At 69.1% G+C, this 14,517-nt stretch carries 10 protein-coding genes; 8 read left to right on the top strand and 2 right to left on the bottom strand.

Annotation, left to right across the window (positions count from 1 at the left end; translation table 11 throughout):
- Together ACPYOG_RS15570 and ACPYOG_RS15565 are read right to left on the bottom strand one after the other, a co-directional pair.
- Positions 1–1,934 (bottom strand): YhgE/Pip family protein (locus ACPYOG_RS15570; protein ID WP_481295086.1); only part of this gene is annotated, 1,934 nt, incomplete at its 3' end.
- Positions 1,934–4,858 (bottom strand): MMPL family transporter, encoded by a 2,925-nt coding sequence (locus tag ACPYOG_RS15565; protein WP_481295085.1) that lies wholly within the window; start codon positions 4,856–4,858, stop codon positions 1,934–1,936. The genes ACPYOG_RS15565 and ACPYOG_RS15570, both read right to left, overlap by 1 nt.
- Before the next feature lie 119 nt (positions 4,859–4,977).
- Here ACPYOG_RS15565 and ACPYOG_RS15560 point away from each other — a divergent pair, with 119 nt between their 5' ends.
- The 8 genes from ACPYOG_RS15560 (at position 4,978) to ilvC (ending at position 14,396) form a co-directional block, all read left to right on the top strand.
- Positions 4,978–5,664, top strand: coding sequence for a TetR/AcrR family transcriptional regulator (locus ACPYOG_RS15560; RefSeq protein ID WP_481295084.1), 687 nt, complete (start codon positions 4,978–4,980; stop codon positions 5,662–5,664).
- Between the two features lie 84 nt (positions 5,665–5,748).
- Positions 5,749–6,654, top strand: coding sequence for an SGNH/GDSL hydrolase family protein (locus ACPYOG_RS15555; RefSeq protein WP_481295083.1), 906 nt, complete (start codon positions 5,749–5,751; stop codon positions 6,652–6,654).
- 201 nt (positions 6,655–6,855) lie between these two features.
- Positions 6,856–8,328 carry an alpha,alpha-trehalose-phosphate synthase (UDP-forming) gene (gene otsA / locus ACPYOG_RS15550; protein WP_481295082.1) on the top strand — a complete coding sequence of 491 codons (1,473 nt, stop codon included), beginning with the start codon at positions 6,856–6,858 and terminating at the stop codon, positions 8,326–8,328.
- Between the two features lie 39 nt (positions 8,329–8,367).
- Positions 8,368–9,195, top strand: coding sequence for a trehalose-phosphatase (gene otsB / locus ACPYOG_RS15545; RefSeq protein WP_481295081.1), 828 nt, complete (start codon positions 8,368–8,370; stop codon positions 9,193–9,195).
- A gap of 71 nt (positions 9,196–9,266) precedes the next feature.
- Positions 9,267–10,961, top strand: coding sequence for a dihydroxy-acid dehydratase (ilvD, locus tag ACPYOG_RS15540; RefSeq protein ID WP_090041721.1), 1,695 nt, complete (start codon positions 9,267–9,269; stop codon positions 10,959–10,961).
- Between the two features lie 53 nt (positions 10,962–11,014).
- Positions 11,015–12,820 carry an acetolactate synthase large subunit gene (locus tag ACPYOG_RS15535; protein ID WP_481295080.1) on the top strand — a complete coding sequence of 602 codons (1,806 nt, stop codon included), beginning with the start codon at positions 11,015–11,017 and terminating at the stop codon, positions 12,818–12,820.
- Positions 12,821–12,822: 2 nt separating this feature from the next.
- The gene (gene ilvN / locus ACPYOG_RS15530) at positions 12,823–13,332 is read left to right on the top strand and encodes an acetolactate synthase small subunit (RefSeq protein ID WP_481295079.1); all 510 of its coding nucleotides are present in this window, start codon (positions 12,823–12,825) and stop codon (positions 13,330–13,332) included.
- 35 nt (positions 13,333–13,367) lie between these two features.
- Complete coding sequence (gene ilvC, locus ACPYOG_RS15525; protein ID WP_090041715.1) at positions 13,368–14,396, top strand: ketol-acid reductoisomerase; 1,029 nt, start codon at positions 13,368–13,370, stop codon at positions 14,394–14,396.
- Positions 14,397–14,517: the final 121 nt, after the last annotated feature.

Below are 14,517 nucleotides of genomic sequence, written 5' to 3'. Positions count from 1 at the left end.
CCCCCCCCCCCCCCCCCCCCCCCCCCCCCCCCCCCCCCCCCCTCCAAACCAACACCCCCCCCCCCCAGATTAGCGAGTGTCTCGTGGGCTCGGAGATGTGTATAAGAGACAGCGATGAGCGCGAGCGCGAAGCCGAACGCGGCCCAGAGCAGCAGGCCGCCGAGGCCGCGCCAGGCGTCCGTACTGCCGTCGATGGCACCCTGCAGCGCAGTGATCGCCGGCGAGGTCGGCAGCCATCCCAACGCCGCACCGAAGAAGCCGGGCGCCGTGGAGACGATCCCCGAGGCGAGCGTCACCACGACGACGAGCATGGACAGGAACCGCCCGACTCCGCCGAGCAGGGCGGCCAGCCCGTGGTTGACCGCTGCGAAGGCGATCCCGACGGCGACCGCCACCCCGGCGAATCCGAACCAGTGGCCGACGTCCAGACCGAGCGCCGGGGCCATGACCGCAGCCACGAGCCCGCCCTGGATGACGCCGACCGCGGCCGCCGGCGCGAAGCCGTCGAGCGCGATCCGTCCAGCACTGCGCGAGGTGAGCAGCGCACGGCGCGAGAGCGCCTGGAGGACCAGGAACGTCGCCAGCGCGCCGAGCCACAGGGCCACCGAAGCGAACAGCGGGATGCTGGAGGTCCCGAAGGCCGTGGTGCCGGAGGCCTTCTGTGCCACAGGCTCGGCCGCGACCTTGGCGAGACTGGTGCGGTCTCCGGTGTCGTAGCTCGGCAACTGTGCGACGGCGGTGTGCAGGCCGGACGCCAGCGAAGCGCTGCCCGACGCCGACTGATCGGCGCCGGAGGCGAGTGCCGGGATCCCGCCGCTCAGCTGCTGAACGCCGGTCGCCAGCTGATGTGCGCCGTCCGCCGACTGGGATGCGCCGGACGCCAGCTGCGCTGCTCCCGACGCCGACTGCGACACGCCGCCGGAGTACTGCCCGAGTTGTGTCGCAAAGCTCTGGCTGCCCGAGGTGAGGCCCTCGGCGTACGCCTGCGCCGTGTTCAGGTCGGTGAGCTGCGCCTTGAGCTGAGCACAGAGCGCGGCCACCGCCGGGTCGGCCGGGGGAGCGCAGTTCTGCGCGACCGCCGCGTTGATCCCGTTCGTGGCAGCCGTCAGGTGCGAGGACGTCGTCGCCGCCGTCCCCGCGAGCTGCTGTGCCCCGCCCTGAACCGCCGTTCCGCTCGAGGCGAGGGTGCCGAGCCCGTTCGCGAGGCCCGACGCGCCGTCGGACAGCGCCGAGATCCCGTCTGCCAGCGAGGAAGCGCCGGTCGACAGCTGCGCCGCTCCGTCTGCCAGCTGATGGGTTCCGCTCGCGAGCTGCGTCAGCCCTCCGGAGAGCTTGTCTGCGCCGGTGGCCGCCGTGTTCAACCGGCCGCCGAGCGTGTTGAAGCCGACGTAGACATTCGCGATGTAGGTGGAGGTGAGCTGCTTGTTGAGCACGGAGGTCGCCGTCGTCGTCACCGCCTGGCTGATCGCCGGGTCGACCAGCTTCGCCTGCGGGCTGGTACGCACGTCGATCGTCGCCTGCCTCGCGTCGCCGGGCGTCCCCGCGATGGAGGTCGCCGCCTTCGAGAAGTTCTTCGGGATGGTGACCGCGGACACGTACTCACCGCTGCTGACGCCCTGGTCGGCGTCCTTCTGGTCGGTCAGGACCCACGTGAAGTTCTCGTTCTTCGAGTCGAGCAGTCCGGCGGCGAGCTGGCGGCCGAGCGGCACCGTCTGGCCGTTCACTTTCACGGGAGTGTCGAGGTTCACCACGGCGGCCTTGACATCGTGCAGACGATCGGTGGGGTTCCACAGTGCCCAGACGAGCAGCCCGCCGATGGTGATCGGGACGAGCAGGATGCCGGCGATGGTGAGCCACGTCACCCGCTTGTCGGAGCGGAGGCGCTCCAGCGAGAACAGCGAACGTGGCCGGCGGAGACGGGAGGAAGTGGTCATCAGGCGTTCGCCTTCTCGAGGTGGGCGCCGTGCTCGGCGAGGTCGGAATCGGTGGGTTCGTCCAGGGCGGCGGACCGTTGCGCGACGGTCCGCTCCCGGTCGTCGAGGTCGAGGACGGTCGGCTCTGCGGTCTCCGGGAGGAGGTCGTCGAGCCGCGAGGGATCCACGCAGCCGACAGCGAGCGCAAACGGCCGCCCCTCGACCCGGGCACGGCTGAGCGCAGCCGTCAGTTCCGCCCGGATGCGCCGCCGCTCGACGGGATCGGTCACCGTGTCGACAGCGTCCAGCGCCACCAGCTGCGGGTGGCCGGCCAGCGCTCGGCGCAGATCGTCCACGGGGGTCTCGGCCGCATCCATCCGGACCACGGCCGTCCGCGAGCGGATCGCCGCACCACGCGTCGGGAGCACGAAGCCCGCGACCTTCACGGTCCCGGAGTCGACGGGCGTCCGTCCGGTGATCGCCATGAGCACAGCGGTCGCGGCCGTGCGGTCGTCACCGCGCACCACGAGCGCCTCCCCGTCGGCGAGCCGGAACGACACGTCGCCGACCAGCCGCCGGCTCCGCGTGCTGACGCCCAGCCCGTCCGCGGCCGCAACGATCCGGGCGCCATCCTGGGGCCAGTTCGCGAGCTCGAGCTCCTTCTGCAGTCCGTCGCCTTCCACATCGAACGAGGGGAGGATGCGGTCGAGCCAGCGCGGCATCCACCAGGCCTTGTCGCCGAGAAGCTGGAGGATCGCGGGCACAAGGGTCATCCGGACGATGAACGCGTCGACGAACACCCCGACCGCGAGGCCGAGCGCGATCGGCTTGATCGACGCGTCGCCCTCCGGCACGAACGCGGCGAACACCGAGATCATGATGACGGCTGCCGCGGTGACGACCTTCGCAGAGCTCACGAATCCGCTCTGGATGGCGCGGCGCGCGTCGCCGCCGTGCACGAAGTCCTCGCGGATGCGGCTGACCAGGAACACTTCGTAGTCCATCGCCAGCCCGAACAGCACGCCCATCAGGATGATCGGCATGAACGAGATGATCGGTCCGGTCTTGTCCACGTGGAGCGCATCCCCGAGCCAGCCCCACTCGAACACCACGGTCACGGCGCCGAACGCCGCACCGACCGAGAGCAGGTAACCGAGGGCTGCCTTGATCGGCACCGCGATCGAGCGGAACACCATGGTGAGCAGGATGAGGGACAGACCGACGACGAGGAGGCCGAAGGGGAGCAGTGCTCCCGCCAGTCGCGAGGATACGTCGATCTGCGCAGCGGTGTTCCCGGTCACCTTGAGGTCGACGCCGTACTGGTCGAGGAAGTGCTGGTGCTTCCCGCGGAGCTCCGCCACCAGTGCGGCCGTCTTCTGGTCGTCGGGACCGGTGGTGGGTACGACCTGCACGATCCCGGTATCCGCGGTTGCGTTGGGAACGGCCAGCGGGACGGAGGCGACGCCCGGCAGCCGGGAGATCTCGTGGCCGATCTTCGTCATCAGCCCGAGCGGATCGGTGCTCGAGATGATCGAGCCCGTCACGATCAGCGGGCCGTTGTAGCCCGGGCCGAAGTGGTCGGACACCAGGTCGTAGGCGATGCGAGCCGGTTTGCCCTCTGGCTGCGACCCGGCATCGGGCAGCGCCAGGCGCAACTGGAGCGCTGGGATGGCCGCCACGCCGAGTGCGACGATCACCGCGACGATCGTGACGATCGGAAAGCGCGTGACAGCGCGCACCCAGCCCCGGAAGAACCCGGGCGGGATGTCGGCTTTCGCGGCATGCGCGAAGGAGTGAACAGGGGCGTCGGCCGGTTCTGCGGACGCGGTCGCGGACGCAGCTGGGGCCGGGGATGCCGGCGCGCCGGTCGTCGCCGCTGCTGCCCTTGTCCGCCTCCGGGCCGCCCGCGCAGCCTTGCGGCGCCCGGGCGTCAGCCGGGCCCCGGCGAAGCCGAGCATCGCGGGCGTGAGCGTCAGTGCCACGAGCACGGCGACCGCCACGCCGACGGCCGCGGCGATGCCCATCGTGGTGAGGAACGGGATGTTCGCCACGGCCAGTCCGGCGAGCGCGATGATCACGGTGATCCCCGCGAACAGCACCGCCGATCCGGCAGTCGCAACGGAGCGTGCGGCGGACTCCGCCGGAGGCACGCCTGCCTTCAGCTGGGCCTGGTGACGGGAGATGATGAACAGCGAGTAGTCGATCCCGACGGCGAGGCCCAGCATCAGGGCGAGCATCGGGGTGGTCGACGAGATCGATCCGAAGAGCGTCGCGATGAAGATCAGGCACATCGAGATGGCGACGCCGAGAAGGGCTGTGAGGAGCGGCATCCCGGCCGCCAGGAACGAGCCGAACGTGAGGATGAGCACCACCAGCGCGACTCCGACCCCGATCAGCTCGATGAGGGATAGCGAGGGCAGGTTCTGCGAGAACAGCTGACCACCGAGTGCCGACTTGGAACCGTCCGGGAGCTGCTTCGCGAGGTCGGCTCCCGCATCCTTCAGGGCGGTCTTGGTCGCATCCGTCACCGTAGTCATCTGGCCCTTCAGCTGGACCGTCACGATGGCCGCCGAGCGGTCGCCGGAGATGAGGTTCTTGACCTGCGCGGAATAGGGGGAGCTGACGCCTGAGACGCCGTCGACCTTCTTCAGCACGCCGACGACGTTTTCGACCGGCTGCCTGATGTCGCTGTCATCGACCGTCCGGCCCTCAGGCGCCACGACGACGAGCTGCGCACTCGTGCCGCTGACTTGCGGGAACGTACGACTCAGCGTGTCGAGCGCTTCCTGCGACTCCGTGCCGGGGATGCTGAAACTGTTGTCCGTGCCCTGGTTGAACAGGAGCGCGCCGCCGCCGAGCAGAGCCAGGAGCCCGATCCAGACGATGGCGACGAGGGTGCGGGCTCGGTAGGCCCACCGGCCGACCGAATACAGAAGCGAGGACACGCGTTCTCCAGTGATTGACTATTGAAGATGATCAAAGAATTTCGATACACCCTTGTATCCGTACATGACCGTATCGGATACACTTCTGTATCGGAAGCTCGACTCAGGAAGGTTTCAGCTTGGAACGCACGACTCTCAGTGACGGCGTGACCGAAGACGGCCGCGAGGACGGGCCCACCGAGTCCGCCCGCCGTCGGCGCACCCGCACCCGCCTGCTCGACGCGGCCTTCGCGGTGTTCGCCGAGGAGGGCGTGCGCGCCGCCAGCGTGGAGACCATCGCCGAAGCCGCCGGCTTCACCCGCGGCGCGTTCTACTCGAACTTCTCGAGCAAGGAGGAGCTGTTCTTCTCGCTCATGGAGCGCGAGAAGGCCATGCGCGTCGAGCAGCTCATCACGGGCGTCGACCAATTCCTGGCACCCCTGGTCGGGGACGAGGGGGCGGAACTGGGGGATGAGGACGTCCTGCAGACCATCAGCCGCGTCCTGGAGCTGCAGTCCGACGACCGCCGCTGGTGGCTCGTGCAGGCGGAGTTCCAGCTCATGGCACTGCGCGACCACTCGATCGCCGCCGATTACCTGCGCTACCACGACGAGTTCTTCTCCGAGCTCACCGAGATCGTCGTGGCGGCGCTGGCGAGCGCACGGCGCCGGTTCACGATCGACGCGGGGGAAGCCGTCCGCGTCATCGCCGAGCTGTGTGCCAGCGGTGAAGCGCGGGCAGTGCTCTCCGGAGACCAGCGGTCGTTCACGGCGCGGCTCTCGGAGTCGGTGCCGGCCATCCTTCTCGCACTCACCGAGCGCATCTGAGCGGGAAGCCGCATGCGGGCCGCGTGGGCAGCGTCCCGTGGCCGTTTGAGCGTTCGCCAAGCGTGGGCCGCTAGCATCTGAGGGATGCGAGCCGAAGGATCCCGGACCCCCCGTGCGGCGCGCGTTCCGCGTGTGCTCCGTGCCGCTGCGGTGATCGCCTCGGCCGCCTGCATCGCCCTGCTGAGCGGATGCTCGGGTTCGCCGACGAGCGCCCAGACACCTCAGGCTCCCGCCACCGACGTCCCGGCGCCCACGTCGACGCCGGACCCGTTCCACAAGGAGCCGCTCACCCCGCTCACCCGGTATGTGGCGCTGGGCGACTCCTTCGCGGCCGGGCTGGGCGCCGGTGCGGAGAAGGGCCGCTGCCGGCTCAGCCCGTACAGCTATCCGTCGGTGTTCGCCCGGCGTTCCGGCGTGAACCTGGTCGTCAACGCCGCCTGCGCCGGTGCCACCACCTCCGACCTGCTGAAGCACCAGCTGATCGCCCTCGACGAGCGGACCGACCTCGTCACGGTGAGCATCGGCGGGAACGACCTCGGCGTGCAGGCGATCGCCGCGGACTGTGCCGCAGGCAAGGCTGCGGCCTGCCGGAACGAGGTGACGGCTGCTCTCTCCCTCCTCAACGTCCTGCCCGACCGCCTGACCACGGTCTACAGCGCCATCGCTCAGGCCGCGCCGAACGCACGCATCGTGGTGACCGGCTACACCCTGCTCTACGACGCCTCCGATCCGAACGCGAAAGGCTTCGGGACCGCGGCGGCGATCAACGCGGCCACGCTCGGGCTCAACGAGGTCGTCCGTCAGGCGGTGGACCAGCAGCGGAGCGCTGGGAAGCCGATGACGTACCTCCCGGTCGACTTCGCGGGACACGCGATCGGCGACCGCAAGCCCTGGCTCAACACGACCGGCCCGGACGTGTTCCATCCCACGGCGGCCGGCTATGCGGAGTACGCCGCGCGGCTCGTCCAGCTGCTCGGCACCGCCAAGTAGCGCCTGCCTGCCGAGGTCCGCGGGCAGCCCATCGGAGCCGCCTGGGAGGACGCTGGTACCCTGGCTGGTGTCCACGTCCCGACCCTTCGAGGGAGTTGACCCACCATCACAGCGACGCCTGACACGCCGCCCGCCACCGCGCCGGACCACGATGCGCCGCACGCCGACGCGCCCCAGACCGAGCAGTACGACCTGGTCATCGTGTCCAACCGCCTGCCCGTCGACCGTGTCGTCGACGACACCGGGAAGTCCGACTGGCGGCCGTCGCCCGGCGGGCTTGTGGCGGCGCTCGAGCCCGTCATGCGCGCGAAGGACGGCGTCTGGATCGGGTGGGCGGGTGTCGCCGGCGAGGAGATCGAGCCGTTCGAGGCGGGCGGGATCAGCATCGTGCCGGTGCCGCTGTCCGAGGAGGAGCTCCAGCGCTATTACGAGGGCTTCTCCAACGACACCCTGTGGCCGCTGTATCACGACGTGATCGCCCAGCCGAGCTACCACCGGGAGTGGTGGGACAGCTACGTGAACGTGAACCGCCGGTTCGCGCAGGCGGCGGCCTCCGCATCAGCGAAGGGCGCCGTGGTCTGGGTGCACGATTACCAGCTGCAGCTGGTGCCGGCCATGCTGCGCGAGTTGCGGCCGGATCTGGTGATCGGCTTCTTCAACCACATCCCCTTCCCGCCGTACGGCATCTACTCGCAGCTGCCGTGGCGCCGCCAGATCATCGACGGGCTTTTGGGCGCGGACGTCATCGGCTTCCAGCGGGTCGCAGACGCCGGCAACTTCTCCCGGGCGGTGCGCCGTCTGAAGGGCTTCGAGACGCGCGGGCCGATCATCGAGGTGCCCATCGACGGGGACGACCCGGAGGCCGGATCGCACCGGCACGTCACCACGGGCCGCCGAGGCGGGCTGGTGCGCACGGTTCTGGCGCGCGCCTTCCCGATCTCGATCGATGTCGAGCAGTACCAGTCGCTCGCGCGGCGCCCCGAGATCCAGGCGCGGGCTCGGGAGATCCGCACGGAGCTCGGCAATCCCGAGAAGATCATGCTCGGTGTCGACCGGCTCGACTACACGAAGGGGATCGGTCATCGCCTCACCGCTTTCGGCGAGCTCCTCGAGGAGGGGCGGCTGAAGGCGGAGGACGTGACACTCGTCCAGGTCGCGAGCCCCAGCCGGGAGCGCGTGGAGACCTACCGGCAGCTCCGGGACGAGATCGAGCTGACCGTCGGCCGCATCAATGGGGACTACTCCACGCTCGGGCACACCGCCATCGCGTACCTCCACCACGGCTACCCACGGGAGGAGATGGTCGCGCTCTACCTCGCCGCAGACGTGATGCTCGTGACGGCACTGCGCGACGGGATGAACCTGGTCGCCAAGGAGTACGTCGCAACCCGCGTCGACGAGGATGGCGTGCTCGTGCTGAGCGAGTTCGCGGGCGCCTCGGATGAGCTCCGGCAAGCGCTCCTGATCAATCCGCACGACATCGAGGGTCTCAAGGAGACCGTGCTGCAGGCGCTGGCCATGCCACGACGCGACCGCAACCGGCGGATGCGCGCCCTCCGCAAGAAGGTGCTCACCAACGACGTCGCCCGTTGGTCGGCGTCCTTCCTCGACGCCCTGACTCGCAGCGCGCACGGCGACCACCCCTTGCAGAACCCGCCCGTGAACCGGCGCTGAGCCGCCCTTCCCGTCCTCCTATCCCCACGCGAAAGACCCATGATCGACACCGCCCCGCACCACCTCCCGCCCGCTTCCGCGATCGCCCTCGCCTCCGCCCTGCGTGAGCTCGCAGCGACCGAGCGCCTGCTGGTGGCCCTGGATTTCGACGGCACGCTGGCTCCCCTCGTGGATGTGCCACGCGGCGCCCGCGCCCTTCCCGAGGCGAAAGCGGCGCTCGACCGCCTGGAGCGGCTGCCCCGCACCTGGGTCGGGTACGTCTCCGGCCGCCCGCTGACCAGCCTCGAGATCGTGACAGAGGCCGACGAGGATGCTCTGCTGATCGGTTCGCACGGCGTCGAGACCCGCCTCGGCCGCGACGGCGTCTCGATCGACCTCGCGGACGCCGAGAAGAAGACGATGGCGCGGCTGGGCGAGGTGCTCCAGGGCCTCGTCGACGGCATCCCCGGCTCCAAGCTTGAGACCAAGCCGGTCGGCTTCGGCGTGCACTACCGCAAGGTGCCGGGCGACCGGGGAGCCGAGGTGGTCCGCCGAGCCCGGGAAGCCGCGGCGACCGTGAGCCACGACCTCACCATCCGCGACGGCAAGGACATCATCGAGTTCTCGGTGCGCGGTGCGCACAAGGGCGAAGGCGTCGAGCGGCTGCGCCGGTACACGCAGGCGACCGGCGTGCTGTTCGCCGGCGACGACGTCACCGACGAGGACGGCTTCCGCGTGCTCCGTCCGGCCCAGGGCGATGTCGGTATCAAGGTCGGCGAGGGGGAGACGGCCGCCCAGTTCCGGGTCGCCGACGAGCCGGCCATCGCCACGCTCCTCGGGATGCTCGCCGACGCGCGGGAGGCGCACGTCCAGTCGTCCACAGACTGAGGACGCCGCCCGTTCTCCACCGGTATCGGCACATGGTCCGGCGGGCATTCGAGACGTCCTAGAGTTGTTCCATGCCAGAAGTCGATTGGAAGCCGCGTTCGCGCGTCGTCACGGACGGGATCGAAGCCACCACCAGCCGCGGGATGCTCCGCGCCGTCGGTATGGGGGACGAAGACTGGGAGAAGCCGCAGATCGGCATCGCCTCCTCCTGGAACGAGATCACGCCATGCAACCTCTCGCTGGACCGCCTTGCGCAGGGCGCCAAGGAGGGCGTGCACGCGGGCGGCGGCTATCCGCTCCAGTTCGGCACCATCTCCGTCTCCGACGGCATCTCGATGGGCCACGAGGGGATGCACTTCTCGCTCGTCTCGCGTGAGGTCATCGCCGACTCCGTAGAGACCGTGATGATGGCTGAGCGCCTCGACGGCACGGTCCTGCTCGCCGGCTGCGACAAGTCGCTTCCCGGCATGCTGATGGCGGCGGCCCGTCTCGACCTCTCCGCCGTGTTCCTCTACGCCGGCTCCATCGCTCCCGGCTGGGTCAAGCTCTCCGACGGCACCGAGAAGGACGTCACGATCATCGACTCCTTCGAGGCGGTCGGCGCGTGCAAGGCCGGCAAGATGAGCGAAGAGGACCTCAAGCGCATCGAGTGCGCCATCGCCCCCGGCGAGGGCGCCTGCGGCGGCATGTACACCGCGAACACCATGGCCTCCGTGGCCGAGGCGCTCGGGATGAGCCTGCCCGGCTCGGCCGCGCCGCCCTCGGCGGACCGCCGTCGCGACTACTACGCGCACCGCTCCGGCGAGGCCGTGGTGAACCTGCTGCGGAAGGGCATCACCGCCCGCGACATCCTCACCAAGAAGGCGTTCGAGAACGCCATCGCCGTCGCCATGGCCTTCGGCGGTTCGACCAACGTCGTCCTGCACCTGCTCGCGATCGCGCACGAGGCCGAGGTCGACCTCACGATCGACGACTTCAACCGCATCGGCGACAAGGTCCCGCACATCGGCGATCTCAAGCCGTTCGGCAAGTACGTCATGAATGATGTGGACCGCCACGGCGGCGTCCCCGTCGTGATGAAGGCGCTGCTCGACGCTGGGCTCCTGCACGGCGACTGCCTGACGGTGACCGGGAAGACCGTGGCCGAGAACCTGGCCGAGATCAACCCGCCCGCGCCGGACGGCGAGGTGATGCGGCCGCTCGACAACCCCATCCACCCCACCGGCGGCATCACCATCCTCAAGGGCTCGCTGGCACCGGACGGCGCCGTCGTCAAGACGGCCGGCTTCGACGCCGAGGTCTTCGAGGGCCCGGCGCGTGTGTTCGAGCGCGAGCGCGAGGCGATGGATGCCCTCACCGAGGGCCGCATCTACGCCGGCGATGTGGTCATCATCCGGTACGAGGGCCCGAAGGGCGGCCCGGGGATGCGCGAGATGCTCGCCATCACGGCTGCTATCAAGGGCGCAGGGCTCGGCAAGGATGTACTACTATTGACGGACGGACGATTCTCAGGCGGCACAACCGGCCTGTGCATCGGCCACATAGCACCCGAAGCGGTGGACGCAGGTCCCATCGCCTTCGTGCGCGATGGTGATCTGATACGGGTCGATATCGCGGCTCGCTCCCTCGACCTACTTGTCGACGAGTCAGAGCTGACCGCCCGCCGTGAAGGCTGGGCGCCTCTTCCTCCGCGCTATACCCGTGGCGTTCTCGCGAAGTTCTCCAAGCTCGTGCGCTCCGCTGCAGAAGGAGCCGTGACGGGCTGAGGCTTCGCCCCAGCACCGCTTCCACCACTTCGTACGTAAGGGACTGATAAGGCATGTCCACGGATGCAACCCCCAGCAGTGTGTTGCCGTCCGCGGCGCCGGGCAAGGCGTCGCCTGAAACTCTGACCGGCTCGCAGTCGGTCGTCCGCACCCTCGAGCTCCTCGGCGTCACCGACGTCTTCGGACTTCCGGGCGGTGCGATCCTCCCCATCTACGACGCGATCATGGACTCCACCCGGATCCGTCACATCCTGGTCCGCCACGAGCAGGGCGGCGGCCACGCCGCCGAGGGCTACGCGGTGGCCGCCAACAAAGTGGGCGTGGCCATGGCGACGTCCGGTCCGGGCGCGACCAACCTCGTCACCGCGATCATGGATGCGCACATGGACTCCGTCCCGGTCGTGTTCATCACCGGCCAGGTGTTCTCCACGCTGATGGGCACCGACGCGTTCCAGGAGGCCGACATCGTCGGCATCACGATGCCGATCACCAAGCACTCCTTCCTCGTGAAGGATGTGTCGGAGATCCCGGGCACGATCGCTGCGGCCTACCACATCGCCGGCACCGGCCGCCCCGGACCGGTTCTCGTGGACATCACGAAGGACGCGCAGCAGAACTCGGCGCCGTTCGTATGGCCCCCGAAGGTCGACCTCCCCGGCTACCGGCCGATCACCAAGGCGCACGGCAAGCAGGTCCTCGCAGCGGCCCAGCTGCTCACCGAGGCCAAGAAGCCGGTCCTGTATGTGGGAGGCGGCGTGATCCGTGCCCGCGCCTCGCAGGAGCTTCTCGAGCTCGCCGAGGCGACAGGGGCGCCCGTGGTCACGACGCTGACCGCGCGCGGCGCGTTCCGGGACACGCACAAGCAGCACCTGGGGATGCCGGGGATGCACGGGACGGTGCCCGCCGTCCTCGCGTTGCAGGAGTCCGACCTGATCGTCTCCCTCGGCGCGCGGTTCGACGACCGCGTGACCGGCAACACCTCCCTGTTCGCGCCCAACGCGAAGATCGTGCACGTCGACGTCGATCCTGCCGAGATCTCGAAGATCCGCATCGCCGACGTCCCCATCGTCGGCGATGCCAAGGACGTCATCGTCGATCTGACCGCGGCGTACCAGGACGCCACCCGCTCCGGCGCCCCGGACTTCGTCGAGTGGTGGACCTACCTCAACGGGCTCCGCGAGGAGTTCCCGCTCGGGTACTCCGACACCAGCGACGGACTCCTGGCACCGCAGTACGTCATCCAGCGGATCGGACAGCTGACCGGTCCGGAGGGCGTGTATGTCGCCGGTGTCGGCCAGCACCAGATGTGGGCCGCGCAGTTCATCACGTACGAGCGCCCGAACTCCTGGCTCAACTCCGGCGGTGCCGGCACCATGGGCTATGCCGTCCCCGCGGCGATGGGGGCGAAGGTCTCGCAGCCCGACCGCGTGGTGTGGGCGATCGACGGCGACGGCTGCTTCCAGATGACCAATCAGGAGCTCGCGACCTGCACGATCAACAACATCCCGATCAAGGTGGCGATCATCAACAACTCGTCGCTCGGGATGGTGCGGCAGTGGCAGACGCTGTTCTACGACGGCCGCTACTCGAACACCGACCTCAACACGGGCCACGACACCGTCCGGGTCCCCGACTTCGTGAAGCTGGCCGAGGCGTACGGCGCCCTCGGCATCCGCGTCACGAAGGAGGAGGAGGTGGACGCCGCGATCAAGCTCGCTCTCGAGACCAACGACCGGCCGGTCGTCATCGACTTCGTCGTGAGCGCCGACGCCATGGTGTGGCCGATGGTCCCACAGGGCGTCAGCAACAGCTACGTCCAATACGCCCGCGACCACAGCCCGTCCTTCGCAGAGGAGTGACCATGAGCACACACGTTCTGAGCCTCCTCGTGGAGGACAAGCCCGGTCTGCTGACCCGCGTCGCGGGGCTGTTCGCCCGCCGCGGGTTCAACATCAACTCGCTCGCCGTCGGCACCAGCGAGGTCGAAGGCCTCTCGCGCATCACGGTCGTGGTCGACGTCGAGGACCTGCCGCTCGAGCAGGTGACGAAGCAGCTGAACAAGCTCATCAACGTCATCAAGATCGTCGAGCTCGACCCGGTGCAATCGGTCCAGCGCGAGCACCTGCTGATCAAGGTGCGTGTGGACAACTCCACCCGCTCGCAGGTCCTCGAGGCCGTCAACCTCTTCCGCGCCCGCGTGGTCGATGTGGCGACCGACGCGCTCGTGATCGAGGTCACCGGCGACAGCGGCAAGACCCAGGCGCTGCTCAAGGTGCTCGAGCCCTACGGGATCAAGGAGATGGCCCAGTCGGGCCTGCTCGCGATCGGCCGTGGCTCGAAGTCCATCACCGAGCGCGTCTACCGAACCTGAAGCCCCCAGAACCGACCAGCAAGGAGAACACACCAGTGGCTGAGATCTACTACGACAAAGACGCGGACCTCTCGATCATCCAGGGCAAGAAGGTTGCCGTCATCGGCTACGGCTCGCAGGGCCACGCCCACGCGCAGAACCTGCGCGACTCGGGCGTCGAGGTCGTCATCGGCCTCAAGGAGGGCTCGAAGTCCAAGCCCAAGGCCGAAGAGGCCGGCTTCCGCGTCCTGAGCGCGTCGGAGGCGGCGGCCTGGGCCGACGTCATCGTCATCCTCGCGCCGGACCAGGTGCAGCGCCACCTCTTCGCCGACGACATCAAGGACAACCTGCAGGAGGGCAACGCGCTCGTCTTCGGGCACGGCTTCAACATCCGCTTCGGCTACATCGAAGCGCCGGAGGGCGTCGACGTGATCATGGTCGCGCCGAAGGGCCCGGGCCACACGGTCCGCCGTGAGTACGAAGCCGGCCGCGGCGTCCCCGTGATCGTGGCCGTCGAGAAGGACGCGACCGGCAACGCCTGGCCGCTCGTCCTCTCGTACGCGAAGGGCATCGGCGGACTGCGCGCCGGCGGCATCAAGACCACCTTCACCGAGGAGACCGAGACCGACCTGTTCGGCGAGCAGGCCGTCCTCTGCGGCGGTGTCTCGCAGCTCGTCCAGTACGGCTTCGAGACGCTGACCGAGGCGGGCTACCAGCCGCAGGTGGCGTACTTCGAGGTGCTGCACGAGCTCAAGCTCATCGTCGACCTCATGTGGGAGGGCGGCATCGCCAAGCAGCGTTGGAGCGTCTCCGACACTGCCGAGTACGGCGACTACGTCAGCGGCCCGCGCGTGATCGACCCGCACGTGAAGGAGAACATGCAGGCTGTGCTCTCCGACATCCAGGACGGCACCTTCGCCAAGCGCTTCATCGCGGACCAGGACGCCGGCGCTCCGGAGTTCCTCGAGCTCCGCAAGAAGGGCGAGCAGCACCCGATCGAGGCCACCGGCCGCGAGCTCCGGAAGCTCTTCGCCTGGAACGCGTCCAACGACGACGACTACGTCGACGGCGAGGTCGCCCGCTGATCACGGCTCCCGCCGCGCACTAGTCTCGGGGTGCCGCACCTGTCTCTTATACACATCTCCGAGCCCACGAGACACTCGCTAATCGGGGGGGGGGGGGGTGTGTGTGAAAAGGGGGGGGGGG

Source organism: Leifsonia sp. HAY1-4F (assembly GCF_056755275.1).
The sequence above is the reverse complement of the archived record's forward strand: the minus strand, read 5'-3'. Positions and strand labels throughout refer to the sequence as shown.